At 70.9% G+C, this 25,491-nt stretch carries 24 protein-coding genes; 5 read left to right on the forward strand and 19 right to left on the reverse strand.

Going from position 1 to position 25,491, the window contains the following annotated elements; all coding sequences use genetic code 11:
• Positions 1-276: 276 nt before the first annotated feature.
• Positions 277-2,931, forward strand: a complete 2,655-nt coding sequence (locus EU555_RS00870) for a DUF3772 domain-containing protein (RefSeq protein ID WP_135412563.1) — start codon at positions 277-279, stop codon at positions 2,929-2,931.
• Positions 2,928-3,458, forward strand: a complete 531-nt coding sequence (locus EU555_RS00875) for a CAP domain-containing protein (protein ID WP_425375064.1) — start codon at positions 2,928-2,930, stop codon at positions 3,456-3,458. Before EU555_RS00870 ends, EU555_RS00875 begins: the two co-directional genes overlap by 4 nt.
• A gap of 49 nt (positions 3,459-3,507) precedes the next feature.
• Here EU555_RS00875 and ugpA read toward each other — a convergent pair whose 3' ends face one another.
• From ugpA to EU555_RS00925, 10 genes are all read right to left on the reverse strand, one after another.
• A complete protein-coding gene (ugpA, locus tag EU555_RS00880) occupies positions 3,508-4,392 on the reverse strand; it encodes a sn-glycerol-3-phosphate ABC transporter permease UgpA (RefSeq protein ID WP_135412564.1) in 885 nt (294 codons plus the stop codon).
• Between the two features lie 7 nt (positions 4,393-4,399).
• A complete protein-coding gene (gene ugpB, locus EU555_RS00885) occupies positions 4,400-5,719 on the reverse strand; it encodes a sn-glycerol-3-phosphate ABC transporter substrate-binding protein UgpB (RefSeq protein WP_135412565.1) in 1,320 nt (439 codons plus the stop codon).
• A 162-nt stretch (positions 5,720-5,881) separates the two neighbouring features.
• Complete coding sequence (locus EU555_RS00890; protein ID WP_135412566.1) at positions 5,882-7,558, reverse strand: thiamine pyrophosphate-binding protein; 1,677 nt, start codon at positions 7,556-7,558, stop codon at positions 5,882-5,884.
• A 340-nt stretch (positions 7,559-7,898) separates the two neighbouring features.
• Positions 7,899-9,071, reverse strand: a complete 1,173-nt coding sequence (locus tag EU555_RS00895) for a CaiB/BaiF CoA transferase family protein (protein WP_135412567.1) — start codon at positions 9,069-9,071, stop codon at positions 7,899-7,901.
• A gap of 100 nt (positions 9,072-9,171) precedes the next feature.
• Positions 9,172-10,224 carry an ABC transporter ATP-binding protein gene (locus tag EU555_RS00900; protein WP_135412568.1) on the reverse strand — a complete coding sequence of 351 codons (1,053 nt, stop codon included), beginning with the start codon at positions 10,222-10,224 and terminating at the stop codon, positions 9,172-9,174.
• 28 nt (positions 10,225-10,252) lie between these two features.
• Positions 10,253-11,068 (reverse strand): sn-glycerol-3-phosphate ABC transporter permease UgpE, encoded by an 816-nt coding sequence (gene ugpE, locus EU555_RS00905; protein WP_425375076.1) that lies wholly within the window; start codon positions 11,066-11,068, stop codon positions 10,253-10,255.
• A 143-nt stretch (positions 11,069-11,211) separates the two neighbouring features.
• The gene (locus EU555_RS00910; protein ID WP_135412570.1) at positions 11,212-12,207 is read right to left on the reverse strand and encodes an adenosine kinase; all 996 of its coding nucleotides are present in this window, start codon (positions 12,205-12,207) and stop codon (positions 11,212-11,214) included.
• A gap of 75 nt (positions 12,208-12,282) precedes the next feature.
• On the reverse strand, positions 12,283-12,834 hold the full coding sequence (locus tag EU555_RS00915; RefSeq protein ID WP_135412571.1) for a Uma2 family endonuclease: 552 nt from the start codon (positions 12,832-12,834) through the stop codon (positions 12,283-12,285).
• 40 nt (positions 12,835-12,874) lie between these two features.
• Positions 12,875-13,402: a Uma2 family endonuclease gene (locus EU555_RS00920; protein WP_135412572.1), complete on the reverse strand. Its 528-nt coding sequence runs from the start codon at positions 13,400-13,402 to the stop codon at positions 12,875-12,877.
• 48 nt (positions 13,403-13,450) lie between these two features.
• On the reverse strand, positions 13,451-13,765 hold the full coding sequence (locus tag EU555_RS00925; protein ID WP_135412573.1) for a hypothetical protein: 315 nt from the start codon (positions 13,763-13,765) through the stop codon (positions 13,451-13,453).
• A 112-nt stretch (positions 13,766-13,877) separates the two neighbouring features.
• Here EU555_RS00925 and EU555_RS00930 point away from each other — a divergent pair, with 112 nt between their 5' ends.
• Both EU555_RS00930 and EU555_RS00935 read left to right on the forward strand, forming a co-directional pair.
• Positions 13,878-14,816, forward strand: coding sequence for a protein-methionine-sulfoxide reductase heme-binding subunit MsrQ (locus EU555_RS00930; protein WP_135412574.1), 939 nt, complete (start codon positions 13,878-13,880; stop codon positions 14,814-14,816).
• Between the two features lie 100 nt (positions 14,817-14,916).
• Entirely contained in the window at positions 14,917-16,179 is a 1,263-nt protein-coding gene (locus tag EU555_RS00935; protein ID WP_135412575.1) for an acyl-CoA dehydrogenase, read from the forward strand.
• Here EU555_RS00935 and EU555_RS00940 read toward each other — a convergent pair.
• The 9 genes from EU555_RS00940 to rpsF all read right to left on the reverse strand — a co-directional run bounded on the left by EU555_RS00940 (position 16,176) and on the right by rpsF (position 23,925).
• Positions 16,176-16,646 carry an opioid growth factor receptor-related protein gene (locus EU555_RS00940; RefSeq protein WP_135412576.1) on the reverse strand — a complete coding sequence of 157 codons (471 nt, stop codon included), beginning with the start codon at positions 16,644-16,646 and terminating at the stop codon, positions 16,176-16,178. The genes EU555_RS00935 and EU555_RS00940 overlap by 4 nt on opposite strands.
• 29 nt (positions 16,647-16,675) lie before the next feature.
• Positions 16,676-16,930: a hypothetical protein gene (locus EU555_RS00945; protein ID WP_245524076.1), complete on the reverse strand. Its 255-nt coding sequence runs from the start codon at positions 16,928-16,930 to the stop codon at positions 16,676-16,678.
• A gap of 157 nt (positions 16,931-17,087) precedes the next feature.
• Positions 17,088-18,338, reverse strand: a complete 1,251-nt coding sequence (locus EU555_RS00950) for an acyl-CoA dehydrogenase family protein (protein WP_135412578.1) — start codon at positions 18,336-18,338, stop codon at positions 17,088-17,090.
• A gap of 143 nt (positions 18,339-18,481) precedes the next feature.
• Positions 18,482-19,579 carry an alanine racemase gene (gene alr / locus EU555_RS00955; protein ID WP_135412579.1) on the reverse strand — a complete coding sequence of 366 codons (1,098 nt, stop codon included), beginning with the start codon at positions 19,577-19,579 and terminating at the stop codon, positions 18,482-18,484.
• Between the two features lie 93 nt (positions 19,580-19,672).
• On the reverse strand, positions 19,673-21,160 hold the full coding sequence (locus EU555_RS00960) for a replicative DNA helicase (RefSeq protein ID WP_135412580.1): 1,488 nt from the start codon (positions 21,158-21,160) through the stop codon (positions 19,673-19,675).
• Positions 21,161-21,447: 287 nt separating this feature from the next.
• Positions 21,448-22,020, reverse strand: coding sequence for a 50S ribosomal protein L9 (rplI, locus tag EU555_RS00965; protein ID WP_135412581.1), 573 nt, complete (start codon positions 22,018-22,020; stop codon positions 21,448-21,450).
• A 108-nt stretch (positions 22,021-22,128) separates the two neighbouring features.
• Positions 22,129-23,079, reverse strand: coding sequence for a DUF2232 domain-containing protein (locus tag EU555_RS00970; RefSeq protein ID WP_135412582.1), 951 nt, complete (start codon positions 23,077-23,079; stop codon positions 22,129-22,131).
• Between the two features lie 105 nt (positions 23,080-23,184).
• On the reverse strand, positions 23,185-23,436 hold the full coding sequence (rpsR, locus tag EU555_RS00975) for a 30S ribosomal protein S18 (RefSeq protein ID WP_012332436.1): 252 nt from the start codon (positions 23,434-23,436) through the stop codon (positions 23,185-23,187).
• A 3-nt stretch (positions 23,437-23,439) separates the two neighbouring features.
• A complete protein-coding gene (rpsF, locus tag EU555_RS00980) occupies positions 23,440-23,925 on the reverse strand; it encodes a 30S ribosomal protein S6 (protein ID WP_135412583.1) in 486 nt (161 codons plus the stop codon).
• Positions 23,926-24,314: 389 nt separating this feature from the next.
• Here rpsF and EU555_RS00985 point away from each other — a divergent pair, with 389 nt between their 5' ends.
• Positions 24,315-25,484: a DUF2336 domain-containing protein gene (locus EU555_RS00985; protein WP_135412584.1), complete on the forward strand. Its 1,170-nt coding sequence runs from the start codon at positions 24,315-24,317 to the stop codon at positions 25,482-25,484.
• The last annotated feature ends 7 nt before the right edge of the window (positions 25,485-25,491 follow it).

The following is a 25,491-nucleotide window of genomic DNA, read 5'->3' on the forward strand; positions in this document are numbered from 1 at the left end:
CACGAATCCGCCGCCCGCGGGCCCCCGGCGGCCCCGGCAGGGCGGACCGGCACCGATGGCCGCCCCCGATTTTCGCCCCCGATTTTCGCCCCATTGATCCGCGATCCCGCGTCTCGCCTCGTTCCCCCTTCCGGGCGGATGACCTAGGTAGACCGCTCGAACCGACCATCGACGCTGGGCAAGCCGGCCGCCGGGCCGGGCCGCCCCGCCATGATCCCGTCACGGCCCGCGGGCCGCCGGGGGACGAGCCTGATACGCGGGTGAGAAGGATTGCGCATGAGACAGCTTCGCCGATGGACGATCGCCCTGGTGGCCGCCCTGCTGAGCCCCGGGCTCGCGGCGGCCCAGGGAGCCGCGGCGAAACCGGAGCGGGCGGTCGTCGCCCAGGCGCCGGCCGCGACGAAGGGCGAGGCCAAGGGAGATGCCAAGGGGGACGCGAAGGGGGACGCGAAGCCCGCCGCCGCCGCGGCGCCGGCCGAGGCGGCCAAGGAGCCCCCGAAGCCCCCGCCCCAGACCCCGATCTCCGAGCAGATCAAGCAGATCCGCGCCCAGCTCGACGCCGAGAAGGCCGACCTCGACCAGCGCGAGCAGGCCCTGACGCACCGCGAGCTGAACAAGGACGACCTCGCGATGCTGCGCGAGGGCATCCCCCCGGTCGCCGACCGGCTGCGCCAGGTCGTCGACCATCTCGGCCCCCGGCTCGAGGCCGCCAAGGAGCGGCTGACCCAGCTCGGCCCGAAGCCGAAGGAGCCGGAAGGGGCCGACGTGGCCCAGGAGCGGGCCCAGCGCGAGGCCGGCGTCGCCGAGATCGACGACACGCTCCGGCTCGCCCGCTCGCTCCTGGTCCAGAGCGACCAGATCACCGACCAGATCAGCAACCGGCGCCGCTCCGCCTTCACCCGGGCGCTGTTCGAGCGCACCGACGGCCTCGTCAGCCCGAATCTGTGGCTGCGCGCCGCCAACGATCTCGACCGCGACCTGCGGGCGCTGACGAGCTCCGTCGACGACTCCGTCACCCAGGTCCAGCGCCGGGGCACGCCGCTCAACCTGCTCCTGCTCGCCCTGGCGATCGGGGTGTCGGTGGCGCTCTATGTCGGCCGGCGCCACATCGCCCCGCGGGTCGGGCACCGCTCGTCGAAGGCCGCGCAGCCCACGCGCTACGCCCGGGTGCTGGCGGCCTGGCGGGTCTTTCTGGTCGGCGCCGTGCCGGCGGTGCTCGGCAGCTTCCTGGTCGGCTACACCCTCGACGTCACCGGGCTCCTGCCGGTCCGGCTGCTCCCGGTCGCCCACCGGATCGTCGCCTCCCTCGCCTTCGTGGCGGTGGTCGAGGCGATGGCCGACGCCCTGCTCTCGCCCGACCGGCCGGCCTGGCGCCTCGTCGCGATGACGGACGCCACCGCCGAGCGGCTGAACCGCCTGGTCCTCGCCATCGCCTCGGTGATCGCGGTCGGCCGCACCATCGAGGGCCTGAACGAGGGCATCTCGGTCAGCCTGCCGATCACCATCGTCACCAAGGGCGTGTTCGCCGCCGTGGTCGCGGTGGTGCTGGCCGAGGGCCTGCGCCGGTTCGCGGCCCGCGCCGAGACCGACGAGGCCTGCCTCGGCCCCTACGTGGCGGCCGACGCCTCGAGCGGCATCGGCGGGCCGCTGCGCATCCTCGGCTGGATCGTCGTGGCGGCGATCGCGACCTCGGCGCTGATCGGCTACATCGCCCTGTCGTCGTTCCTGATCGACCAGCTGATGTGGACGGCGATCGCCGCGTCCATGCTCTACCTGGCGATCTCGAGCGTCGATGCCGTGGTGAGCTCGGCGCTGCAGGACGAGTCCCGCATCGCCACCGCGCTCCAGGCCAATACCGGCCTGCGCAAGCGCTCGCTCAACCAGATCGCGGTCTTGATCTCGGGCTTCGTCCGGGTGGTGCTGCTCACCGCCGCCGGGGTGCTGCTGCTCGCCTCCTGGGGCGTCGACTCGACCGACATCTACGCCTCCGCCCAGGCCGCGTTCTTCGGCTTCACGGTCGGCGGGGTGACGATCTCGCTCTCGACGATCGCGATCGCCGTCGGGCTGTTCACGCTCGGCCTCGTCATCACCAAGGCGGTGCAGCGCTGGCTCGAGAACACCTACCTGCCGGCGACCGACCTCGATCCGGGCCTGCGCAACTCGATCTCGACGGTGAGCGGCTATGTCGGCTTCCTGCTCACCCTCGCGCTCGCCTTCTCCTACCTCGGCCTGAGCCTCGAGAAGCTCACCATCGTGGCCGGCGCGCTGTCGGTCGGCATCGGCTTCGGCCTGCAATCGATCGTCAACAACTTCGTCTCCGGCCTGCTGCTGCTCTGGGAGCGGCCGATCCGGGTCGGCGACCTCGTGGTGATCGGCGACAACGAGGGCTATGTCCGCCGCATCAGCGTGCGCTCGACCGAGATCCAGACCTTCGACCGCTCGGCCGTGATCGTGCCGAACTCGAACCTGATCTCCGGCGTGGTGAAGAACCGGGTGCGCGGCGACCGCACCGGCCGGGTCGCCATCACCGTCAGCGTCCTGCGCAACCAGGACCCGGTCCACGCCGCCGAGCTGATCGTCGGCTGCGCCAAGGCCCATCCCGACATCCTCAAGGAGCCGCCGCCGCGGGTGGTCTTCCGCAAGATCGGCGATCCCTTCCTGGAATTCGAGCTGATCGCGATGATCACCGACGTCGGGTCGCAGCTGAAGGTTCAGAGCGACCTCAACTTTGCGGTGTTCAAGACCTTGTCCGAGGAGGGTCTCATCCCCAATCTCGGGCCAGGAGCGAGCATCGTCACGGTTCAGGGGCTGGACGCGATGCAGGACGCCATGGGGCAGATCGCCCGTATGGCGAGCCCTGCCGCCTTCCGCCCCGAAGCCCGTCACGAGCCCGAGGCCGAGCGTCGCCGAACCCCCGAGACCGTGCCGTGAAGACCCGTCCCGCCGTGCGAAAGCGCCTCGCCCTGAAGCGCGTGGCCCTGCTGGTCCTGCCCGCCGGCCTCGCCGCCTGCTCGGCGACCGAGGCGACGCGGGCGCCGGTCGGCCCGGCGGGACCGAGCCTGTACTGGCCGATGACGGCCGCCGGCGCGCAGATCGACGCGGGCGCCGCGCGCGACATGATCGCCGCCTACCGCCGCAACAAGGGCTTGGCCCCGCTCGCCCTCGATCCCGGCCTGCAGCGCCTGGCCGAGACCGAGACCGCCGCGATGGCCGCCGCCGGCCGCCCGAGCCAGGCCGACATCGTCAAGTCGGTGGCGGCCCGGATGGGCTTTCCGCAGCCCGGCGCCAACCTCTCGGCCGGCTACCACACCCTCGCGGAGGCGTTTTCCGGCTGGCGCGAGAGCCCGGCCCACAACGCGGTGATGCTCGATCCCACGGCGACCCGGATGGGGATCGCCACCGCCTACGCGCCCGGCTCGAAGTACAAGGTGTACTGGGCGCTGCTGGTGGCGAAGTAGGCGACACAGCCGCGAGCGGGGCCGGTTGCCAGAATGCGCTTCGCTTGGCTCAGTACGCCACCCGCTTCTCGACGTAGCGGAACTGGATCGCGGTCAGCCCGATCACGATCGCCATCAGCACCACCGACTGCGCCGCCGAGCCGCCGAGGTCGGCGCCGATGCGGCCGTCCTGGTAGACCTTGTAGACCAGCGTCTGGGTCGCCCGGCCGGGGCCCCCGTGGGTGAGCACGTCGATAACGCCGAACGTTTCGCAGAAGGCGTAGACGACGTTGACCACCATCAGGAAGAAGGTGGTCGGCGAGAGCAGCGGGAAGACGATGGTCCAGAACCGCCGGAACGGGCGGGCGCCGTCGATCGCCGCCGCCTCGATCACGCTGCCGGGGATCGCCTGCAGGCCGGCGAGGAAGAACAGGAAATTGTAGGAGACCTGCTTCCAGGCCGCCGCCATCACCACCAGGATCATGGCGTGGTTCCCGTCGAGGAGCGGGTTCCACGGAATGCCGATCTGGTTGAGGCCGCGGGCGATCAGCCCGAGGCCGGGCTGGAACAGGAAGCCGAACAGCACGCCGGCCACCGCGGGAGCGACCGCGTAGGGCCAGATCAGGAGGGTGCGGTAGAGCCCGGCTCCCCGGATCTCCCGGTCCGCCATCGCGGCCAGCAGCAGCGCGAAGCCGAGGGAGAGACCCGCCACCGCCGCGGCGAAGACCAGCGTGGTGGCGAGCGCCTGGTAGTAGCCCGGATCCGTGAACAGGGCCCGGTAGTTCTCGAACCAGACGAACTCGGTCGAGAGCCCGAACGCGTCCTGCATCTGGAACGACTGCCAGACCGCCTGGACGGCCGGCCAGTAGAAGAACAGGCCGACGATCAGGAGCTGCGGCGCGATCAGCGCCGCCGGCAGCAGCCGGCCTCCGAAGGTGACGCGCTCGGGGCTCATGACCGTCCTATCGTCCGCCGGCCTGCTTCTCGAACTGGCGCAGCATCGCGTTGCCGCGGTTCGCCGCCTCGTCGAGGGCCTGCTTGGCGGTCTTCTTGCCGGCCAGCGTCGCCTCGATCTCCTCGGCCCACAGGTCGCGCATCTGCGGCAGGTTGCCGAGGCGCAGGCCCCGGGAATTCTCGGTCGGCGGCTTGTTGGTCAGCTCCTTGATCGGCACCTCGAGGGCCGGGTTCTTGTCGTAGAAGCCGTCCGCCTTCGACTTCTCGTAGGCCGCCTTGGTGATCGGCATGTAGCCGGTGGTCTGGTGGAGCTTGGCCTGCCGGTCGGTGTCGGACAGGAAGGTGAAGAACCTCGCCACGCCCTTGTACTCGTCGGGCTTCTTGCCGCCCATCACCCACAGCGAGGCGCCGCCGATGATGCTGTTCTGCGGCGCGCCCGGCACGTCGGGATAGTAGGGCATCGGCGCCGAGGCCCAGGCGAACTTGGCCGCCGACCGGACGTTGCCGTAGGAGCCCGACGAGCCGAACATGATCGGGCACTCGCCGGCGGTGAAGCGGCCGAAGCCACTGTCATAGCGGCCCGAATAGTCGAAGGTCTTGTCCTTCTGGGCTTCCGCAAGGTTGCCGATGTGCTTGACCTGCAGCGGGCCGTTGATCTCGAGCGTGGTGTCGAGGCCGTCCATGCCGTTGGCCTTGGTCGCCACCGGCAGGTTGTGCCAGGCCGAGAGCTGCTCGATGTTGAGCCAGGTGACCCAGGTGGTCGAGAAGCCGCAATTCGGGAAGCCGTTCTGCGTCAGCTTCTTGGCCGCCGCGAACAGGTCCGGCCAGGTCTTCGGCGGCTCGCTGAGGCCGATCGCCTTCAGGGCATCGAGGTTCGCCCACATCACCATCGACGACGAGTTGAACGGGAACGAGAGCATCTCGCCCTTGGTCGTCGAGTAGTAGCCGGTGATCGCCGGCAGGTAGGCGTTCGGGTCGAAGGGCTCGCCGGCGTCCTTCATCAGCTGGTAGACCGGCTTCACGGCGCCCTTGGCCGACATCATCGTGGCGGTGCCGACCTCGAACACCTGCATGATGTGCGGCGCGGTGCCGGCCCGGAAGGCCGCGATGCCGGCATTGAGCGTCTCGCCGTAATTGCCCTTGTAGGTGGGCACCACCTTGTAGTCGCCCTGCGCGGCGTTGAACTCCTCGGCGAGGCGGTTGACGGCGTCGTTGTTGGCGCCCGTCATCGCGTGCCACCATTGCAGCTCGGTCACGGCGAGCGCCGGGGTCGCCGCCGCCAGCCCCAGGCCGGCGAGCGCGATGCGGATGGTCGTGGTGGGGGCCATCGAAGTGTCCTCTCCTCTTGCGCGGCCTCTCATGCGGGGCCCGCGTGACACTCCGACGACAGACGGCCGGGGCACACGCGGCCCGCACCGTCTCGGTGGCGGGCGCTTGTTGTTCGCTGGCTAAGCACAGCCGTGCCCGCCGGACAAGAGAGGGTGTCGGGGCTACGGCCGCTTCCTGTCCCGCAGGGCCTGGATCGTGGTCGTCGGGGTGATCGCCTCGGGGTCGATCGGGCAGTGCAGGATCGCCGGCAGGCCGGAGGCGATCGCCCGCGCCAGGGCCGGCGGGAAGTCCTCGGTGCGCGCGACCCGCTCGCCGTAGCCGCCGAAGGCCTTGGCGTAGGCCGCGAAGTCGGGGTTGCGCAGGGCGGTGCCGGAGACCCGGCCGGGATAGTCCCGCTCCTGGTGCATCCGGATCGTGCCGTACATGCCGTTATCGACCAGGATGATGATGACCGGGAGGTCGTACTGCACGGCGGTGGCGAAGTCCTGGCCGTTCATCAGGAAGTCGCCGTCGCCCGACACCGCCACCACGGTGCGCTCCGGCTTGAGGCGCTTGGCGCCGATGGCGGCGGGCACGCCGTAGCCCATCGAGCCCGAGGTCGGGGCGAGCTGGCCGTCATGGGCGCGGAACGGCCAGAACCGGTGGACCCAGGTGGCGAAGTTGCCCGCCCCGTTGCACAGGATCGCGTCGGCCGGCAGCGCCTCGCGCAAATGGGCCATCACGCCGCCCATCTGGAGCGTGCCCGGGGTGGTGATCCGGGTCGGGTCGCTCCAGGTCAGGTAATCGGCATGCAGGGCCTCGGTGCCTGCGGCCCAGGGCAGGGCGCGGGGCGGCTGCACCGTCTCGATCGCCGCCGCGAAGGCGGTCGGGCTGGCGTTGATCGCGAGCGCCGGGCTGTAGACGCGGCCGAGCTCCTCCGGATCCGGGTGGACGTGGACGAGCGTCTGGCGCGGGCCCGGTATATCGAGAAGCGTGTAGCCCTGCGACGGGATCTCCGACAGGCGCCCGCCGACGAGGAGAAGGAGGTCGGATTCCTTGATCCGGGCGAGCAGCTTGGGGTTCACGCCGAGGCCGAGGTCGCCGGCGTAGCAGCGGTGGTCGGCCGGGATGGTGCCCTGGCGCCGGAACGAGCAGGCGACCGGGAGCGAGAAGAGGTCGGCGAAGCGGGCGAAGCGCCGCACGGCCTGCTCCGACCAGCGGCTGCCGCCCAGGATCGCGAAGGGTTTCTCGGCCCGGGCCAGGAGGTTCTGGAGCTCGACCATCTGGGCCAGCGCCGGATGGGTCTCGACCGGCCGGAAGGCGGGGGCGTCCGGGACCGTCGCGGTCTCGGTCAGCATGTCCTCGGGCAGCGCGATCACGACCGGGCCGGGCCGTCCGGCGGTGGCGACGTGGAAGGCGCGGGCGACGAGCTCCGGCAGCCGGTCGGCGCTGTCGATTTCGGTCACCCACTTGGCGATGGTGCCGAACACCGCCCGGTAGTCGAGCTCCTGGAATGCCTCGCGCTCGCGCGCCGCCCGCTCGATCTGGCCGACGAACAGGATCATCGGGGTCGAATCCTGCCGGGCGATGTGCAGGCCGGGCGCCGCGTTGGTGGCGCCGGGCCCGCGGGTGACGAAGCAGATGCCGGGCTTGCCCGTCAGCTTGCCGTGCGCCTCCGCCATCATCGCGGCCCCGCCCTCCTGCCGGCAGACCGTGAGGCGGATCTCAGCGTCGTGCAGCGCGTCGAGCACCGCGAGGTAGCTCTCCCCGGGGACGCAGAAGATGTCGCCGACGCCGTGGCGGGCGAGCTGGTCCACCAGGATCTGCCCGCCGGTGCGGGGGCGGGGGGCGTCGGTCATGGGTGTGTCCTCCGGTGATCTCTCAGAGCCTGGCTAAGCAGAGTTGCATGGCGCAACTCTGCATGGTTTCTTGTTTTTGCATCATTTTCGCAGCCGAACCGATGACCACTTCGGCACCGGTCGTTCGCGACCGGCGGAATGATGCTTGGCGTTGTGTACAACCATCCAAACCGCGACCTCATCCTGAGGTGCGAGCGCAGCGAGCCTCGAAGGAGGGCTCCAGGGATCGCGGAGACTTCTGGAGCCCTCCTTCGAGGCCGCTACGCGGCACCTCAGGATGAGGTCGCGGGCAGGAGAGAACAGGCTCACGCGTCGTGTTCGCCTCAGAATCGGGGCGGCGTCACCCACCCCAGGCCGGATCCGCCAGCACGTTCTGCGTATGGTCCCCCACCTGCGGCGAGGCCGTCCCGGCCGCCATCGGCACGCCGTCGATGACGATCGGCGAGCGCACGCTCGGGATCGTGCCGCCCTTCGCCCGCGGGTCGGGGAGGTCGAGGCGCAGGCCGCGATGGACCACCTGCGGGTCGGAGAAGACTTCGGCGAGGTCGTTGATCGGGCCGACCGGCACGTTGACGGCGCCGAGCCGCGCCAGCAGGTCCGCCTTGCTGTGGCGGCGCGTCTCGGCCGCGATGAGCGGGATCAGCACGTCGCGGCGGGTGACCCGGCCCGGGTTGGTGGCATAGTCCGGGTCGAGGTGCCAGGTGGTGCCGAGCACGCTGCAAAGCTTCTGGAACTGGCCGTCATTGCCGCAGGCGACGATGATGTGGCCATCGGACGTCGGGAAGACCTGGTAGGGGACGATGCTGGTGTGCTCGTTGCCCATCCGCGGCGGCAGGAGGCCCGACACGAGGTAGACCAGCGCCTGGTTGCCGAGCACCGAGACCTGCGTGTCGAGGAGCGCCATGTCGATGTGGCAGCCCTTGCCCGTGGCGTGCCGGCCCTGGAGGGCGGCGAGGATCGCGACGGTGCCGTAGACCCCGGTGAAGACGTCCGCGAAGGCGACTGCGGTCTTGACCGGCTCGCCCGCCGGCTCGCCGGTGAGGGACATGATCCCGCCGAGGCCCTGGATCATGAAGTCGTAGCCGGCGCGCGGCGCGTAGGGGCCGTCCTGGCCGAAGCCGGTGACCGAGCAGGTGATGAGCCGCGGGTTGAGGGCGCTCAAGGCCTCGTGGTCGAGGCCGTACTTCTTGAGACCGCCGACCTTGAAGTTCTCGATCACCACGTCGGCATGGGTGGCGAGCCTGCGCACCACCGCCTGTCCCTCCGCGGTCTCGAAATCCGCCGCGACCGAGCGCTTGCCGCGGTTCGTCGAGTGGAAATACGAGGCCGAGAGCGTTTCGCCGTCCGCACCCTCGACGAAGGGCGGGCCCCAGGAGCGCGTGTCGTCGCCGACGACCGGCCGCTCGACCTTGACCACGTCGGCGCCGAGATCCGCGAGGAGCTGGCCGATCCAGGGCCCGGCCAGGATGCGGGCGAGTTCGAGCACCTTGATGCCGGCAAGCGGTTTGTGCACGAAGAACGAGCCTCCCATCTTTGCGCCTCCCGTTTGCGGGATCGCGCCTTACCTTGCATACGACGCGGCTCGGGCAGCGGGAAAGCCCGCAGGCCTCCGGTCAGACCTGCGCCAGCCGCCGTCCGGTGGCCGGATCGAACAGGTGCAGGGCGGCGGGCTCGATCGCGAGCCGTACCGTGTCGCCCTCCTGGGGCGCGGAGCCCGCCGGCACCTGCACCGCCACGTCGGTGCCGGCGAGCGGCCCGTGCAGCAGGCGCGTGGCCCCTAACTCCTCCACGAAGGCGATGCGGAAGGGCAGCCCGTCCTCGGCGATCCGCAGGTCCTCGGGCCGGATGCCGGCCTCGACCGCCGTGCCGGGAGCGATCCCGGCGACCGGGACCACCGTGCCGTCGATCCGCACGCCCCCCGCGACGGCTTCCGCGGCCAGGATGTTCATCGGCGGCGAGCCCATGAAGGTCGCGACGTAGCGGGTGGCCGGGCGGCGGTAGATCTCGATCGGGCTGCCGACCTGCTCGATCCGGCCGCCATTCATCACCACCAGCCGGTCGGCCATGGTCATCGCCTCGACCTGGTCGTGGGTGACGTAGACCGTGGTGACGCCGAGCTGGCGCTGGAGGCGGCGGATCTCGACCCGCATCTGCACCCTGAGCTTGGCGTCGAGATTCGACAGGGGCTCGTCGAACAGGAACACTTGCGGCTTGCGCACGATCGCCCGGCCCATGGCGACGCGCTGGCGCTGGCCGCCGGAGAGCTGGCGCGGATAGCGCGTCAGCATCGCCTCGAGGCCGAGGAGGCGGGCCGCCTCCTTCACCCGGGTCTCGATCTCGGGCTTCGGTGTGCCGCGGTTGCGCAGCCCGTAAGCCAAATTGTCGTAGACGCGCATGTGCGGATAGAGCGCGTAGTTCTGAAACACCATCGCGATGTCGCGGTCGGCGGGCTCGACCTGGTTGACGTTGCGCTCGCCGATGGTGATCGCCCCCGAGGTCACGGTCTCGAGGCCGGCGATCATCCGCAGCACCGTGGACTTGCCGCAGCCGGACGGGCCGACGAGGACGCAGAAGGCGCCGTCCGGCACCTCGAGCGAGACGCCGCGCACCGCCTCGACGCCGCCGGCATAGGTCTTTCGCAACTGATCGAGGGCGAGGCCGGCCATCACGGGCACCCGAATGTCTGGGAAGGGGTCACTTCTCGGTCTCCACCAGGCCGCGCACGAACAGCTTCTGCATCGCGAACACCACCACGACCGGCGGCAGCATCGCCAGCACGGCGGTCGCCATGACGATCTGCCACTCGGTGAGCTGGTCGGTGATCGAGGTCATCTTGCGCAGGCCGATCACCACCGTCTGCATGTCGTCGCGGGTGGTGACGAGGAGCGGCCAGAGATACTGGTTCCAGCCGTAGAGGAACTGGATCACGAACAGGGCCGCCATCGTGGTGCGCGAGAGCGGCAGCAGGGTGTCGAGGAAGAACCGCACCGGCCCGGCCCCGTCGATGCGGGAGGCCTCAACGAGCTCGTTCGGCACCGTGAGGAAGAACTGGCGGAATAAGAGCGTCGCGGTCGCCGAGGCGATCAGCGGCAGGGCGAGGCCCGCATAGGTGTCGAGGAGCTGGAGATCGGCCGCGACCTTGTAGGTCGGGTAGATGCGCACCTCGACCGGCAGCATCAGGGTGACGAAGATGGCCCAGAAGGCGGTCTGGCGGAACGGAAACCGGAAGTAGATCAGCGCGTAGGCCGACAGCAGCGAGATGAAGATCTTGCCCAGCGCGATGGCGAGCGCCATGATCGTGCTGTTGATCAGCATCCGCCCGACGGGCACGCCGGCCATGCCGGATTCGGTGAGCGCGCGCCGGTAGGTCTCGAGCCCGTTGCTCCCGGGCCAGAGCGGCATCTGGCCGTTGGCGATGGTGGCGGCGTCGTGGGTCGAGCCGATCAGCGCCAGGTAGACCGGGAAGACGACGACGCCGACCCCGAGGCAGAGCACGAGGTGGGGGATCAGGTTGCCGAAGCGTCGGTTCTCGACCAATGGGGCCCGCTCCCTGGCGGATGGCGTCTTGTCTCGGTGCCGCACCGGCGTGACGGGCGTGCGACGCTCCTAGCAGCCGTCAAGCTCTGACGGAAGCGTCGCCCGCCCGGTGCGCCTCACAGGCCGGCCTGCTGCGCCAGCGCCTTGAGATCGGCCTGTGGCCGGGCGCCGAGATGCGAGATCACTTCCGCCGCCGCCACGGCGCCGAGGCGGGCGCAATCGGCGTGGTCCAGGCCGCGGGCGAGGCCGGCGAGGAAGCCCGCCGCGAACAGGTCGCCGGCGCCGGTCGTGTCGACCACCTCGCGCACCGGCGAGGCCGGGACGGACCGGGTCTCGTTCCCCGACACCACCAGGGCGCCCTCCTCGGAGCGGGTGACGACGCCGAGCAGCCCCGTCTCCTGGCGGAGCGCCGCGAGCGCCGTGTCGGCGTCGGCGGTCTGGTACAGGCTCTTCAGCTCGTGGATGTTGGCGAACAGGATGTCGAGGCTGCCGTCACGGATGAGCCCCAGGAACTCGTCGCGGTAGCGGTCGACGCAGAACGCGTCCGACAGGGTCAGCGCCACCATGTTGCCGGCGCCGTGGGCGATCTGCACCGCCTTGCGGAACGCCTCCTTGGCGGCCGGCGGGTCCCACAGGTAGCCCTCGAGGTAGACGTGGCGGGCCGCCTTCACCGTCTCCTCGTCGACGTCCGCGGCGGAGAGGCCCTGGCAGGCGCCCAGATAGGTGTTCATGGTGCGCTCGCCGTCCGGCGTGACGAGCACGAAGCAGCGCGCCGTCGCCGGGCCCTCGGTCGCCGGGGCGACGCCGAACCGCACGCCGGTGGCGGTGAGGTCGTGGGTGAAGAGGCGGCCGAGCTCGTCGTCCCGCACCTTGCCGATGAAGCCCGCCCGCGCCCCGAGCAAAGCCGCGCCGACCGCCGTGTTGGCACCCGAGCCGCCCGAGATGACCGTGGCCGGGCCCATCACCCCGAACAGGTGCTCGGCCCGCGCCTCGTCGATGAGCTGCATCGCGCCCTTGTGCACGCCCTCCCGGACCAGGAAGGCCTCGTCGGTGCGGGCCATCACGTCGACGATGGCGTTGCCGAGGACGAGGACGTCGAGGGAGGCGGTCATGCGGCGGCTCGCGGACAAGATGTTGGGCCGCCTGTGACATCCGTTGCCCGGAGGGTCAAGCTCGGGCCGGTGGCCTCACGGTTCTTCGAAGAGCGAGGAGACGGGAAGTTCGAGGCCCGGCGGCTCGAGCATCAGCGTGCCCTCGTGCACGAAGGCAGTCTCCATTCCATCCACGGCCCGGCGATGATGGATCACCGTGCGCCGGTCGGGGTCGACCATCAGGTAATGATGGATGCTCGGCACCCGGAAGTAGCCGGTGAGCTTCTCGCTCGCGTCGGTCCGGCGGGTACTCGGCGATGCGACCTCGACGACGATGACCGGGTTCTTCACCTCGACCGCGTCGGGGCCGATGCGCGGGCCGCAAGAGACCAGGGCGTCTGGCTCGTAGGCGGTATGCGCGTCGATGCGGACGGCCAGACCATTGGGCATCGCCTCGCAGGCCAGGGCAGCCGCGCGAATGCCGCGCCGCAGCGCATCGTAGACCGCAACCTTGACCTCCGCGTGAAGCATCCGTTGCGGTGCCATCGCGAAGACTTCGCCGTTCACGAGTTCGTAACGCCCCGGATTGGCCTCGCTCCAGGCCAGATACTCGTCCACGCTCATGCGCACCTGCGGAAGCGTCGTCATCAACCCGAACCCGCCAGTCGCGAGGAGCGTACCACGCCGCTCAGCTTTCGCCGAAGAGATCTCCCACCGCGAGGGTGATCCCCGGCGGATCCAGAAACAGGCTCCCCTCGGTCACGATCCGGGTATCGATCGCCGCGACGGTGCGGCGGTGATGGATCACGCAGGCGCGCCGGGGATCAACCAGCAGGTAGTGCACGACGCTCGGCAGCAGGAAGTAGCCGGCGAGCTTCGCCCCCGCATCGACCGACCGGGTGCCGGGCGACAGCACCTCGACCACGATCACCGGCGGCGGCGCCTCGACCGCGTCGGGATCCATCCGGGGGCCGCAATAGACGAGGGCGTCCGGCTCGTAGGCGGTGTGGGCGTCGATCCGCACCGTCATGCCGTCGGGCAGCATCTCGCAGGACGAGCCGAGCGCCCGCACGCCGCGGTCGAGGGCGGCCTGGACGGCGAACTTGACGCGGGCGTGCCGCGCCCGCTCCGGCGCCATCGCGAACACCTCGCCGTCAACGAGCTCGTGGCGGCCCGGCACCGTGGCGCTCCAGGCGAGGAACGCGTCGACATCCATGCGGGATCGGGGCAGGCCGGCCATGGGCGTCAGCCTACCACGCCGCCGCTACTGCATCGACTGCATCTCGCAATTCGCATACGCCACGCTGCCGTCCGCGTAGGCCTTGAGCTTGCGCGCATAGGCCTCGGCGCTGGTACGGTAGGGGCCGAGCTGCGCGTTGTAGGCCTTGATCCCGTCATTGTAGGTATAGGCCTCCCAGCCCGGGCAGCCGCCCTTGGCGTCGAGGCAGGCGGGTTTCTGGGGCAGGGCGGGCTTGGCCGGCTTCTCGCTCACCGGGGGCGGCGCCGGGGGCGCGGCGCAGGCGGCCTGGGCTGCCGGCGACAGCAGCAGCAGGAAGGCGGCGAGGGCTGTGCGCGGCATGGGCTGGGTCTCCTTCGAGCGGCCTCTCACGCCATCGTGTGGTTGGCCGCCCGGGTCAAACCTCCGCTCACGGCTTATCTGTGGCGCATTGCGCACCGCACCCGGTTCCCGAATGCCCGCCCGACCCGCCACCGCCTATCCCTCGATCGCGTACCCCTGGCTCGACCGCGCCGGCCGCCTGTCCCGGTTCAAGCTCGCGGTCTTCCTGCTCGCCCTCGCACCGGGCCTGTGGTTCACCGCGGCTTACGCCCTCGACCTCCTGGGTGCGAAGCCCCTCACCGCCTACCTGCACGCCATGGGCGACTGGTCGGTGCGGTTCCTGATCCTGTCGCTGGCGGTCACGCCGATGCGGCGCATCGCCAACGCGCCCAAGCTCATCCTGGTGCGGCGGATGCTGGGGCTCACCGCGCTCGCCTACGCGCTGATCCACTTCACGCTCTACATCGTCGATCAGAAGGTCGACCTCGCCCGGGTGGCGAGCGAAATCGTGTTTCGCATCTATCTCACCATCGGCTTTGCGGGTCTCCTCGGCCTCGTCGTGCTCGGCGTCACCTCGACCGACGGGATGATCCGCCGCCTCGGCAAGGCCTGGCCGCGGCTGCACCGGCTGGTCTATCCGCTCACGGTGCTGGCCCTGGCGCACTTCTTCCTGCAATCGAAGATCGACGTCTCGAAGCCGGTGTTCTGGAGCGGCCTGTTCCTGGCCCTGATGGGCTGGCGGCTGATGCACCACCTCAAGGTGCCGACCGCCCCGCTGCCGCTCCTGGGTCTGAGCGTCGCGGCCGGCCTCGCCACCGCCGGGCTCGAGACGGCCTGGTACGCGCTCGCCACCGGCGTGCCGGCGGACGCCGTGCTCGCCGCGAACCTCGACTTCTCCTACGACATCCGCCCGGCCTGGTGGGTGCTCGGCGTCGTGGTCCTGATCGTGCCGCTCAACCTGTGGCGGGGCTGGGGCCAGGATACGGGCCGCGGGGCCGGCAAGGGGATGAGGAAGGATGGCGTTGCGGCGCGGCGCACCGCGCCCGCCGCACCCCCGGTGCCGGCGCGCTGACCGTCCCGCATGGCTGACGCGTGCGGAATGCGGTTTCGCATTCTGGCGGTCGCGGCGCACCCGAGGTAACGTCCGCCCCGAAATCCAAGGAGGAGACGTCATGAACCCCCCGTCCGCCGCGGTCGCGACCCAGACCAACCTCAGCCCGGTCAAGCCCCACGAGGGCACCGTCAATCAGGGGACCCGCGGCGCCTTCCGGTGGGACGACCCGTTCCTGCTCGACGACCAGCTCACCGACGATGAGCGCCTGATCCGCGACTCCGCCCGCAGCTTCGCGCAGGAGCGCCTGCTGCCCGGCATCGTCGAGGCCTATGCCGAGGAGAAGACCGACCGCGCGCTCTTCAACGCCATGGGCGAGCTGGGTCTCCTCGGCGTCACCCTGCCGGAGGAGTATGGCTGCGCCGGAGCAAGCTACGTCGCCTACGGCCTCGTCGCCCGCGAGGTCGAGCGGGTCGATTCCGGCTACCGCTCGATGATGAGCGTGCAATCCTCGCTCGTCATGTACCCGATCTACGCCTATGGCGACGAGACCCAGCGCAAAAAGTACCTGCCGAAGCTCGCCTCGGGCGAGTTCGTCGGCTGCTTCGGCCTGACCGAGCCAGATGCCGGCTCGGACCCGGCGGGCATGAAGACCCGGGCCGACAAGATCGACGGGGGCTACCGCCTCTCGGGCGCCAAGACCTGGATCTCGAACGCGCCGATCGCCGACGTGTTCGTGGTCTGGGCGAAGTCCCCGGCCCACGACAACCAGATCCGCGGCTTCATCCTCGAGAAGGGGATGAAGGGGCTCTCGGCGCCCAAGATCAAGGGCAAGCTGTCCTTGCGCGCCTCGGTCACCGGCGAGATCGTGATGGACGGCGTCGAGGTGCCGGAATCGGCGCTGCTGCCGAACGTCTCGGGGCTGAAGGGTCCGTTCGGCTGCCTCAACCGGGCGCGCTACGGCATCTCCTGGGGCGCCATGGGCGCGGCGGAGGATTGCTGGCACCGGGCGCGGCAATACACGCTCGACCGCAAGCAGTTCAACCGGCCGCTCGCCCAGACCCAGCTGGTGCAGAAGAAGCTCGCCGACATGCAGACCGAGATCGCGCTGGGCCTCCAGGGCAGCTTGCGGGTCGGCCGGCTGTTCGACGAGGGCCGGATGGCGCCGGAGATGATCTCGCTCGTCAAGCGCAACAATTGCGGCAAGGCGCTGGCGATCGCGCGCGAGGCGCGGGACATGCACGGCGGCAACGGCATCATGGGCGAGTACCACGTGATGCGCCACGCCCAGAACCTCGAGACGGTGAACACCTACGAGGGCACCCACGACGTCCACGCCCTGATCCTGGGCCGGGCGCAGACGGGCTTGCAGGCGTTCTTCTAGTCCTCGACCGCGCGCCGCCAATACGCGAGGCTCTCCGGGTTCACCGGGGAGCCCGCCGCCTCGTTGAGGCGGAGAATGTCCGCCAGGAAGGCCCTGGCTTCCTCCAGCCCGACGAGGTCGCGCAGGGACGTGAGGATGCGGGTGATGCGCAGGTGGTTGTGGTCGAAGGCCGTCAGCCATCCTCGTGTCAGGACGTAGAACCGCATCATCCGGACCCGGGCGGCCATCAGGCCGGCCTGGGCCATTCGATCGCGCCGGATCGCCTCCGCCTCCGCCTCTCCGAGGACCGGCGAGCCCGGCACCGCCTGGCTCGCCTCCCGCAGCGGAAACAGCCACTGGATGAAGTCGTGCGTGCTCTCGATGCGGGCGTCGTCGAAATCCAGCACCGTCGCGAGGGTCCGCCCTCGCGCGTCGCGACCCTGAGAGGCGAGAAAGGCGTGGATCGGTCCCGCGATCGCCTCGTCCATGCCCGCCTCCTCTCGCCACCCCTCCCGATCTATGGCGTCGCGCAGCGGCGGACAGGCGGCGCGGTCGCGCAATCGAGGCTGCATTGCTGGCGCGCGCCGCAGAACCACGACAGGCTGCCGCTCTTGAGGCAGGCGCCGCCGCACTGGCGGTAGGCGCCGTAGATCGGCCGGACATAGACCGGGTCGATCAGCGCCCGCGCCCGGCCCGTCTCCTCCGCGGCGGCAGCCTGGACGGCGAGGCCCGCGAGGAGCAGCGCCGTCGTGCAGGAGCGTAGAACAATCATGACCGGGCCGCCGTTTCGTCTGGCGGTCAGCATCCGGTCAACCCGGGAACGGGTCGATTAAATTGCGCTTCATCATCGCGGCGTCCCGCTCCAGGGCGCGCGCGGCGCCCGCGCGGGAGCAGGCCTCCCGCGCGGTTGTCGATGTCGGCCGGCCCCGTCAGGCCTTCGGCCGCTCGCGGTTGCCGTACTGCGCCAGCTCCAGCCGGGCGATCGAGCGGTTGTGGACCTCGTCCGGCCCGTCGGCGAGGCGCAGCGTGCGGATGCGGGCATAGGCGTAGGCGAGGCCGGCATCGCTGCTGACGCCGGCGCCGCCATGGGCCTGGATCGCGTCGTCGATGATCTTGAGCGCCATGCGCGGGGCCGCGACCTTGATCATCGCGATCTCGAGCTTGGCGCCCTTGTTGCCGACCTTGTCCATCATGTCGGCCGCCTTCAGGCAGAGGAGGCGGGTCATCTCGATGTCGATGCGGGCCTCGCCGATGCGCTGCTCCCAGACCGAGTGGTCGGCGATGCGCTTGCCGAAGGCGACGCGGCCGAGCAGGCGCTTGGCCATCTTCTCCAGCGCCTCCTCCGCCACGCCGATCGTGCGCATGCAGTGATGGATGCGCCCCGGTCCGAGGCGGCCCTGCGCGATCTCGAAGCCGCGGCCCTCGCCGAGCAGCAGGTTCTCGGCCGGCACCCGGACGTCGTTCAGGATCACCTCGGCATGGCCGTGCGGCGCGTCGTCGTAGCCGAAGACCGGCAGCATCCGCACCACTTCCACCCCGGGCGTGTCGAGGGGCACCAGGATCTGCGACTGCTGCTGGTGCAGGGGCGCGCTGGTGTCGGTCTTGCCCATCACGATCGCGACGGCGCAGCGCGGATCGCCCACGCCCGAGGACCACCACTTGCGGCCGCTGATGACGTAGTGGTCGCCGTCGCGGCGGATCCGGGTCTCGATGTTGGTGGCGTCCGACGAGGCCACGTCCGGCTCGGTCATCAGGAAGGCCGAGCGGATCTCGCCCGCCATGAGCGGCCTGAGCCAGCGCTCCTTCTGGGCCTTGGTGCCGTAGCGGTGCAGCACCTCCATGTTGCCGGTGTCCGGCGCCGAGCAGTTGAACACCTCGGAGGACCACTGGATCCGGCCCATCTCCTCGGCGCAGAGCGCGTAGTCGAGGTTGGTCAGGCCGGCGCCGCGGAACTCGCCGTCGTCGTGCTCGGGCGAGGGGGGCAGGAAGAGGTTCCACAGCCCCGCCTCGCGGGCCTTGGGCTTCAGGCGCTCGATCACCGGCACCGGCTGCCAGCGGTCGGTGCCGAAGGCCTCCATCTCGGCCTTGTAGGTCGGCACCATGGGGCGGACATGCTCGTCCATGAAGGCCCGGACCCGGTCGCGCCAGTGGCGCTGCCGCTCGGAGAGGGTGAAGTCCATGCGAAAGTCCTCCCGTGGCCGGGGTCTCGCGCCCCGGCCTTGCCGCAGGTCAGCCTAGCGCCAACGGCGCGCGAGCAAAACCGCCTTTTCGAAAGGGCCGGGAGACATGCGCTGCAACGGCTCCGTACCGGGTTTTCGAAGCCTCAGTCGCGATACACCCGTTCGTAGCGCCGCCCGAGCCCGGTCAGGATCTCGTAGCCGATCGTGCCGGCGTTGCGCCCCACCGTGTCGAGGTCGAGGCGATCGCCGATCAGCGTCGCGGGGGCGCCGCGGTACAGGGCGTGCTCCGGCACCGCGGTGACGTCGAGGATGATCAGGTCCATCGAGACGGTGCCGACGAAGGGGCAGCGCACCCCGCCGACCAGAGCCTCGCCGCGGCCGGTGGACGAGCGCGGAAAACCGTCGGCGTAGCCGAGCGACAGGGTGGCGAGGCGCCGGGGGCCGGGCGCGGTCCAGCGGGCGTTGTAGCCGGCGGTGGCGCCCGCCTCGACCGCGCGGACCTGCAGGATGCCGGCGTCGAGCCGCACCACCGGCCGCATCGGGTTGTCGTGCCCGGGTCGCGGGTTGCCGCCGTAGAGGGCGTAGCCCGGCCGCGCCAGATCGGTCCGGCAGGCGGGCAGGAAGTCGCCGGAGGAATTGGCGAGGGAGGCCCGAAGGTTCGGGTAGGCCGCGCGCAGCTTCGCGAAATCCGCGACCTGCCGGCCGGTGAGAGGGTCGCCCTCGACCTCGGCGTTGACGAGGTGGCTCATCAGGAGGTCGATGCCGGCCTCAGCCACCACCGGGTCGCCGGCCAGCGACAGGGCCTCCGGCACCGACAGGCCGAGGCGGTTCATGCCGGTATCGACGTGGAACGCCGCCGGGCGGATCACGCCCTCATTGCGGTTCGCTGCCGCCCACTCGGCGATCTCGTCCGATGAGCCGAGCACGGGGCGCAGGTCGGCGCTGCGGTAGGCCGGCGCGCTGCCGGGCGGGAAGCCGTTGAGCACGTAGATCGCCGCGTCCGGCACGGCCTCGCGCGCGGTCAGCGCCTCCGACAGGTGGGCGACGAAGAAGGTGCGGCAGCCTTCCCGCCACAGGGCCGGGGCGGCCTTCGCGATCCCGCACCCGTAGGCGTCGGCCTTGATGACCGCAGCGGTCTCCGGGCAATCCGCCACCTCGGCGAGGTGCCGCCAGTTCGCCCGCAGGGAAGCGAGGTCGATGGTGAGACGGCCGCCATGGCCGATGGAGGTGGGCTCGGTCATGGCCGTTGGTCTACCGCCCGAACGGGGCCCCGCCAAGGCAGAGGCGGTCGGGCGCCCGGCTGATATGTCGGGCAGCCCCTGCCGAAGCGCTCGTCAATGGCTGTCCGGCAGCCGGTCGCCCTGCGCCAGGTTCGAGAACCGGGTGATCTCGGCGTCGAACTGGAGCTCGACCGTGCCGGTCGGGCCGTGGCGCTGCTTGCCGAGGATCACCTCGGCCTTGCCGTAGACGCGGTTCATCTCGGCCTCCCAGGTGAAGAACTCTTCCGTCCCCTCGCGCGGCTTCTTGTTCTTGACGTAGTATTCCTCGCGGAAGACGAACATCACCACGTCGGCGTCCTGCTCGATCGAGCCCGATTCGCGCAGGTCCGAGAGCTGAGGCCGCTTGTCGTCGCGGGCCTCGACCTGGCGCGAGAGCTGCGACAGGGCAATGATCGGCACCGCCAGCTCCTTGGCGAGCGCCTTCATGCCGGTGGTGATCTCGGTCATCTCCTGCACCCGGTTCTCGCCCTTCTTCGAGGCGCCGGAGAGGAGCTGGAGGTAGTCGACGACCAGGAGATCGAGGCCGCGCTGGCGCTTGAGCCGGCGGGCGCGGGCGGCGAGCTGGGCGATCGAGATGCCGCCGGTCTGGTCGATGTAGAACGGGATCGTCTGCATGTCCCGGGCGGCGTCGGTGATCTTGTAGAATTCCTCCGGCCGGATGTCGCCGCGGCGGATCTTGTAGGAGGCGACGCCCGACTGCTCGGCGATGATGCGGGTGGCGAGCTGCTCGGCCGACATCTCGAGGGAGAAGAAGCCGACGATGCCGCCGTTCTTGGTCGCGATGGTGCCGTCGGGCTGCTTCTCGCCGACATAGGCCTTCGCGATGTTGAACGCGATGTTGGTGGCGAGCGAGGTCTTGCCCATGCCGGGCCGGCCGGCCAGGATGATCAGGTCCGAGGCCTGCAGGCCGCCCATCTTGGCGTCGAGGTCGGACAGGCCGGTGGCGATGCCCGACAGCCGACCCTCGCGCTGATAGGCCTTGGCCGCCATGTCCACCGCCGCCGTCAGGGCGTCGGAGAACTTTTGGAAGCCGCCGTCGTACTTGCCGGTCTCGGCAAGCTCGTAGAGCCGGCGCTCCGTCGCCTCGATCTGGTCGCGCGGCGAGGTCTCGACCGGGGCCTCGTAGGCGCCGTTGACCAGGTCCTCGCCGATGGTGATCAGGCGTCGGCGGAGCGCGAGGTCGTAGATCGTGCGGCCGTAATGCTCGGCGTTGATGACCGTCGAGGCCTCGGCGGCGAGCCGGGCGAGGTACTGGCCGACCGTGAGGCCGCCGAGATCGGCATCGCCCAGATAGGTCTTGAGGGTGATCGGGCTCGCGAGCTTGCCGGCCTTGATCAGGCTGACCGTCACCTCGTAGATCCGCCGGTGCACCTCCTCCATGAAGTGCTCGGGCAGCAGGAAGTCCGACACTCGGTAGAACGCGTCGTTGTTGACCAGGATGGCGCCGAGCAGCGCCTGCTCCGCGTCGATGTTGTGCGGCGCGACGCGGTACTCCTGCGGCACGGGCTCGAGATTCGCCGTCAGGGTGCTGGGAATGGCCATCCGGCGGGGCTCCGGGCTCTCTCGTGAGGATGCGAGTCGGGTGTCAGATCATAACGCTCGCGGCGACCATCGCACCGGCATCGTTGACCAAACCTTGACCGAAGGGCCGATGCCGGCCTCCGAGACGACGACGGGGCCCGCGACTCGCGCCGCAGGCCCCGTCATGCTGGAACAAAATAAGAACAAGTCAAGCCCGGCTTGCGGGCTTGTCCCCGCTCTCCCGGCTATCCCGCCCCTCGGGCGGGATCGCGCGATCCCGCCCGAGGGGCGGGATCGGGGTGGACGGATCAGCGGTCGCTGTCGGCGTCCGGGCCGGCCTCGGCCAGGGCGGCACCGACCTCGAGGCCGAGGTCGTCGAGGTTGAACTCCTCGCGGGTGGTGGTCGACTCGCCGCGGGCCTGGCGCTCGGCCTCCTCGGGGCTGCGGGCGACGTTGACCGTCACGGTGACCTCGACCTCGGGGTGCAGCACCACCGGGACGGTGTGCAGGCCGAGGGTCTTGATCGGCTGCGCGATGTTGAACTGGTCGCGGTTCACGGTGAAGCCCTCCTGGGTCACCACCTCGGCGAGGTCGCGCGGGGAGACCGAGCCGTAGAGCACGCCGGTCTCGCCCGCCTGGCGGATCAGCACGAAGCTCTTGCCGTTGAGGGTCTCGCCGACCTTCTCGGCCTCCGAGCGGCGCTCGAGGTTGCGGGCCTCGAGCTGGGCGCGCTGGTCCTCGAAGCGCTTCTTGTTCGCCTCGGTGGCGCGCAGCGCCTTGCCGCGGGCGAGCAGGAAGTTGCGGGCGAAGCCCGGCCGCACCTTCACGGTCTCGCCCATCTGGCCGAGCTTGGCCACGCGCTCGAGCAGGATCACTTCCATCGTCGTCGTCCTAGAATTGAGGGCCTTGCGGGGCCCGGGTTGGTGATGGCGGAGAGAGATCCGCCGTCGGGGAACCGGACCGCCCTTGAGGCGGACCGGGGATTCGGGTCAGGCCATCGGCGGGGCCTGCACCGGCCGGCGCCGCCCGGTGAGGGCGTCGACCAGGCCGAAGAGGGCGAGTGCCGCGAGCGCCACCCCCTGCGTGAGGAAGACCAGCACGTAGAGGCCGATCAGCAGCGGCGTGCGGCCGGGCCGGCCGCGGCTGCGGTCGTGGATCGCCGCCAGCCCCTGGAGCGCGAGGGCGGCCGCGAAGGCGCCGATGAGCGCGACCCCGAAGGCGCCGGCATAGCCCGGCGCGAGCGTGAGGCCGCCGCCGATTGCCAGCCCCCACAGGGCCCGGCGCGGCAGCGTGGTGGCGGGCAGGTCCGGCCAGGGCCGGGCCAGGCGGCCGGAGATCTGCACCACCCGGGCGCCGGCCCACAGATAGAAGGTCAGGAGCAGCGTGAAGGTCGTCGCCATGATGGCCGGCGCGATGCCGGCGACGCGCTCACTGATGCGGGCGAGGTCGTCCTCCTCGAGCCCGGCGCCGCGGGAGGGGGCCTCCTGCATCTGCAATTGCAGCATCGCCCGGGCGAGGCGGCGCACCCGCTCCTGGTAGGCGGCGTGGTCGCCCGAGGACAGCATCACCACGACGATCAGGGCGATGGCGGCGGTGACGGCGACCCAGGCGAGGAGCCGCCCGGTCGGGTACCATTCCATCTGCCCGGGCGCCCGCTCGCGGCCGAGCAGCGCCAGGTAGCCAAGCCACCAGGCCGGCAAGGCCGTCGAGACCAGGAAGGCGAGGCCGCGCAAGGGGGAGGCGACGATCGCGAGGGCGAGCGTGCCGGAGGCGGCGGCGACGAGGCCGGTCCGGTGGCTCCAGCCCATCGCGACGATCAGGATCGGCAGCGGGGCGAGCAGGTAGAGCGCGAGCGCGAGCGGCGTCGCCTGGACGACGACCCCGATCAGGAGCGCCGAGGCGAGGCCGGCGACGACGCCGATGCCGGTGTGACGAACCATTGCAACCTGTCCGCTGTCCCGCCGCCCGTCCGGGCGGGGTTAGAGGCGGAGGGATCCGCCCCAGCGACCCGGCGGCATGCGGCCGCCGGGTTGTTGATCAGAGGATTAGCGGATCACGTAGGGCAGGAAGCCCAGGAAGCGGGCGCGCTTGATCGCCTGGGCGAGCTCGCGCTGCTTCTTGGCCGACACCGCGGTGATGCGCGAGGGCACGATCTTGCCGCGCTCGGAGACGTAGCGCGAGAGCAGCTTCACGTCCTTGTAGTCGATCTTCGGGGCGTTGGGGCCCGAGAACGGGCAGGTCTTGCGCCGACGGAAGAACGGACGACGGCCACCGCCGCCACCAGCACCGAAAGCCATGGCTTACTGCTCCTCGTTCGTGTTGCGCTCGGCGCGCTCGGCGCGTTCCGGACGGTCGCCGCGCTCCGGGCGATCGCCGCGCTCCGGGCGGTCGCCGCCGAAGCCGCCGCCGAAACCGTCGTCGTCCCGGCGCCGGCCGCGCTCACGGTCCTTGCGCTCGTCGCGGTCGCGCTTCTGCATCATCGCGGAGGGCTCGCTCTCAAGCTCCTCGACCCGCACGGTCATGAAGCGCAGCACGTCCTCGGAGATGCGCATCTGGCGCTCCATCTCGGCGAGAGCCGCCGGGGGAGCGTCGATGTTGAGGAGGGTGAAGTGCGCCTTGCGGTTCTTGCGGATGCGGTAGGCGAGGGACTTCACGCCCCACATCTCGGTCTTCTCGACCTTGCCGCCGTTCTGCTCGATGACGGACTTGTAGGTCTCGACCATCGTTTCGACCTGCTGCGAGGTCACGTCCTGGCGAGCCAGGAACACATGCTCGTAGAGAGCCATGATGGGCCTTTCTCAGGGAGACAGAGGCCCGCTGCCAGACAACGCGGGGTGCGGGGTTCTAGCGTCGGGCCGGTTCGTCCTCGCGTCGCACGGCGCCAAGCCCTTCGAGCCTGCAAAGGCCCGAGCGGTTGTTCGAAGGCGGAGACACGGGACGACGGGGCGGACCCCTGTGGCGGGCCGACTGGCCCGACACCGTCCGTTCAGCCCCCGGCCGGAGCGAACGCGAGGCGCGGCCTATAGCAGGTTTTCACGGAACGGCAAGGCGGAAACGCGGATTGCGGGCGCCGCCGGGCCGCTCAGGCGGGCTGCTAAGAAGTGAGTAACCATGTTCCGCGCATCCTGGCGCCGGCGCACGGCCAGGCAGTCTCTCGCAAGGAAGTCGAATCGCGATGGCGTCGGCAGCGGCCCCCCGGCTCGACAGGTTCCCGCCCGCCCGGCAGGGGGCGGCGGCGCTCGCCGACCTCGTCGACGAGGCCGAGCGGGTCGTCGCCGGCACCGATGCGGCGCGCCAGCGCCGGGCCCTGCGCGACGTCACGGAATTGCTGGTGGCCCGGTCCGGGCGGCTGTCGCCGCCGCAGGTCAGCGCCTTCGACGAGGTCATGACCGTGCTGGCCGAGGGCGCCGGCGCCGAGTCGCGCGGGCGCCTCGCCCGGCGGGTGAGCGGCCTGCCCCGCCCCCCGCACAAGCTGGCGCGCCAGCTCGCCTGCGATCCCGACCCGGGCGTGGCGGTGCCGGTCCTGGCCTCCTGCGCCACCCTGCCGGACGAGGTGCTGCTGCGCGTCGCCCGCACGAGCGGCCAGGCGCATCTCGCGGCTATCGCCCGGCGCGAGCGCGTCGCGGCCCGGGTGGCCGACATCCTGGCGGATCGCGGCGACCAGGCGGTGATGGCGACGCTCCTGGGCAACCGGGGCGCGCAGCTCTCGCTTGCCGCCCTGGCGGTCCTGGCCCAGCGCGTCGAGGACCGCTCCGCCTTCGCGGCGGCGCTCGAGGCCCGCGGCACCCTGCCGCCGCACCAGCGCGCGGCGTTCCTGCAGGCCCGGCCCTCCGGCCCTCCGGCCCCGCCGCGGCGGGCCGCCGAGGCCGTGGCTCTGCGCGTCCGGCTCGGGCTCGAGGAGGCGGATCTCCGCCACTGGCTCGCCAACGGCCGTGTCACCGAGGCGCTGCTGGGCCTCGCCCATCTCGCCGGCTGCCCCGCCGCGCGGGCGCAGGCCGCGCATCGCTCCGCGGGCCTGCGGGCGCTGGCGCTGATCGTGCGGGCGGCGGATCTCAGGCTCTCCACCCTCGGCGCCTACCTGCGCGCCCGCCCGGGCCCGCTCCTGACCCCGGAGGCCGCCGGCGAGGCGGTGCGGCACTTCCGGGCCGTGACGGTGGCGCAGGCCCGCGACCTGGTCGCCGAGCGGCCGAAGGCCGTCATGAACCCCGTCTCGGAGCGGGACCCGAGCGACGTGATCCTGTTCGGCGATCCCGTCGAGGCGCCGCGGAGAAGCGAGGCGGCGGCCGGCCGCCTGCCTGTCGCGCACCATCCCGTCGCCCGCCTCGGTGCAGCGCGCGTCTTGTGAGCGGCGC

The organism is Methylobacterium nonmethylotrophicum, from assembly GCF_004745635.1.
Taxonomy (GTDB): Bacteria; Pseudomonadota; Alphaproteobacteria; order Rhizobiales; family Beijerinckiaceae; genus Methylobacterium; species Methylobacterium nonmethylotrophicum.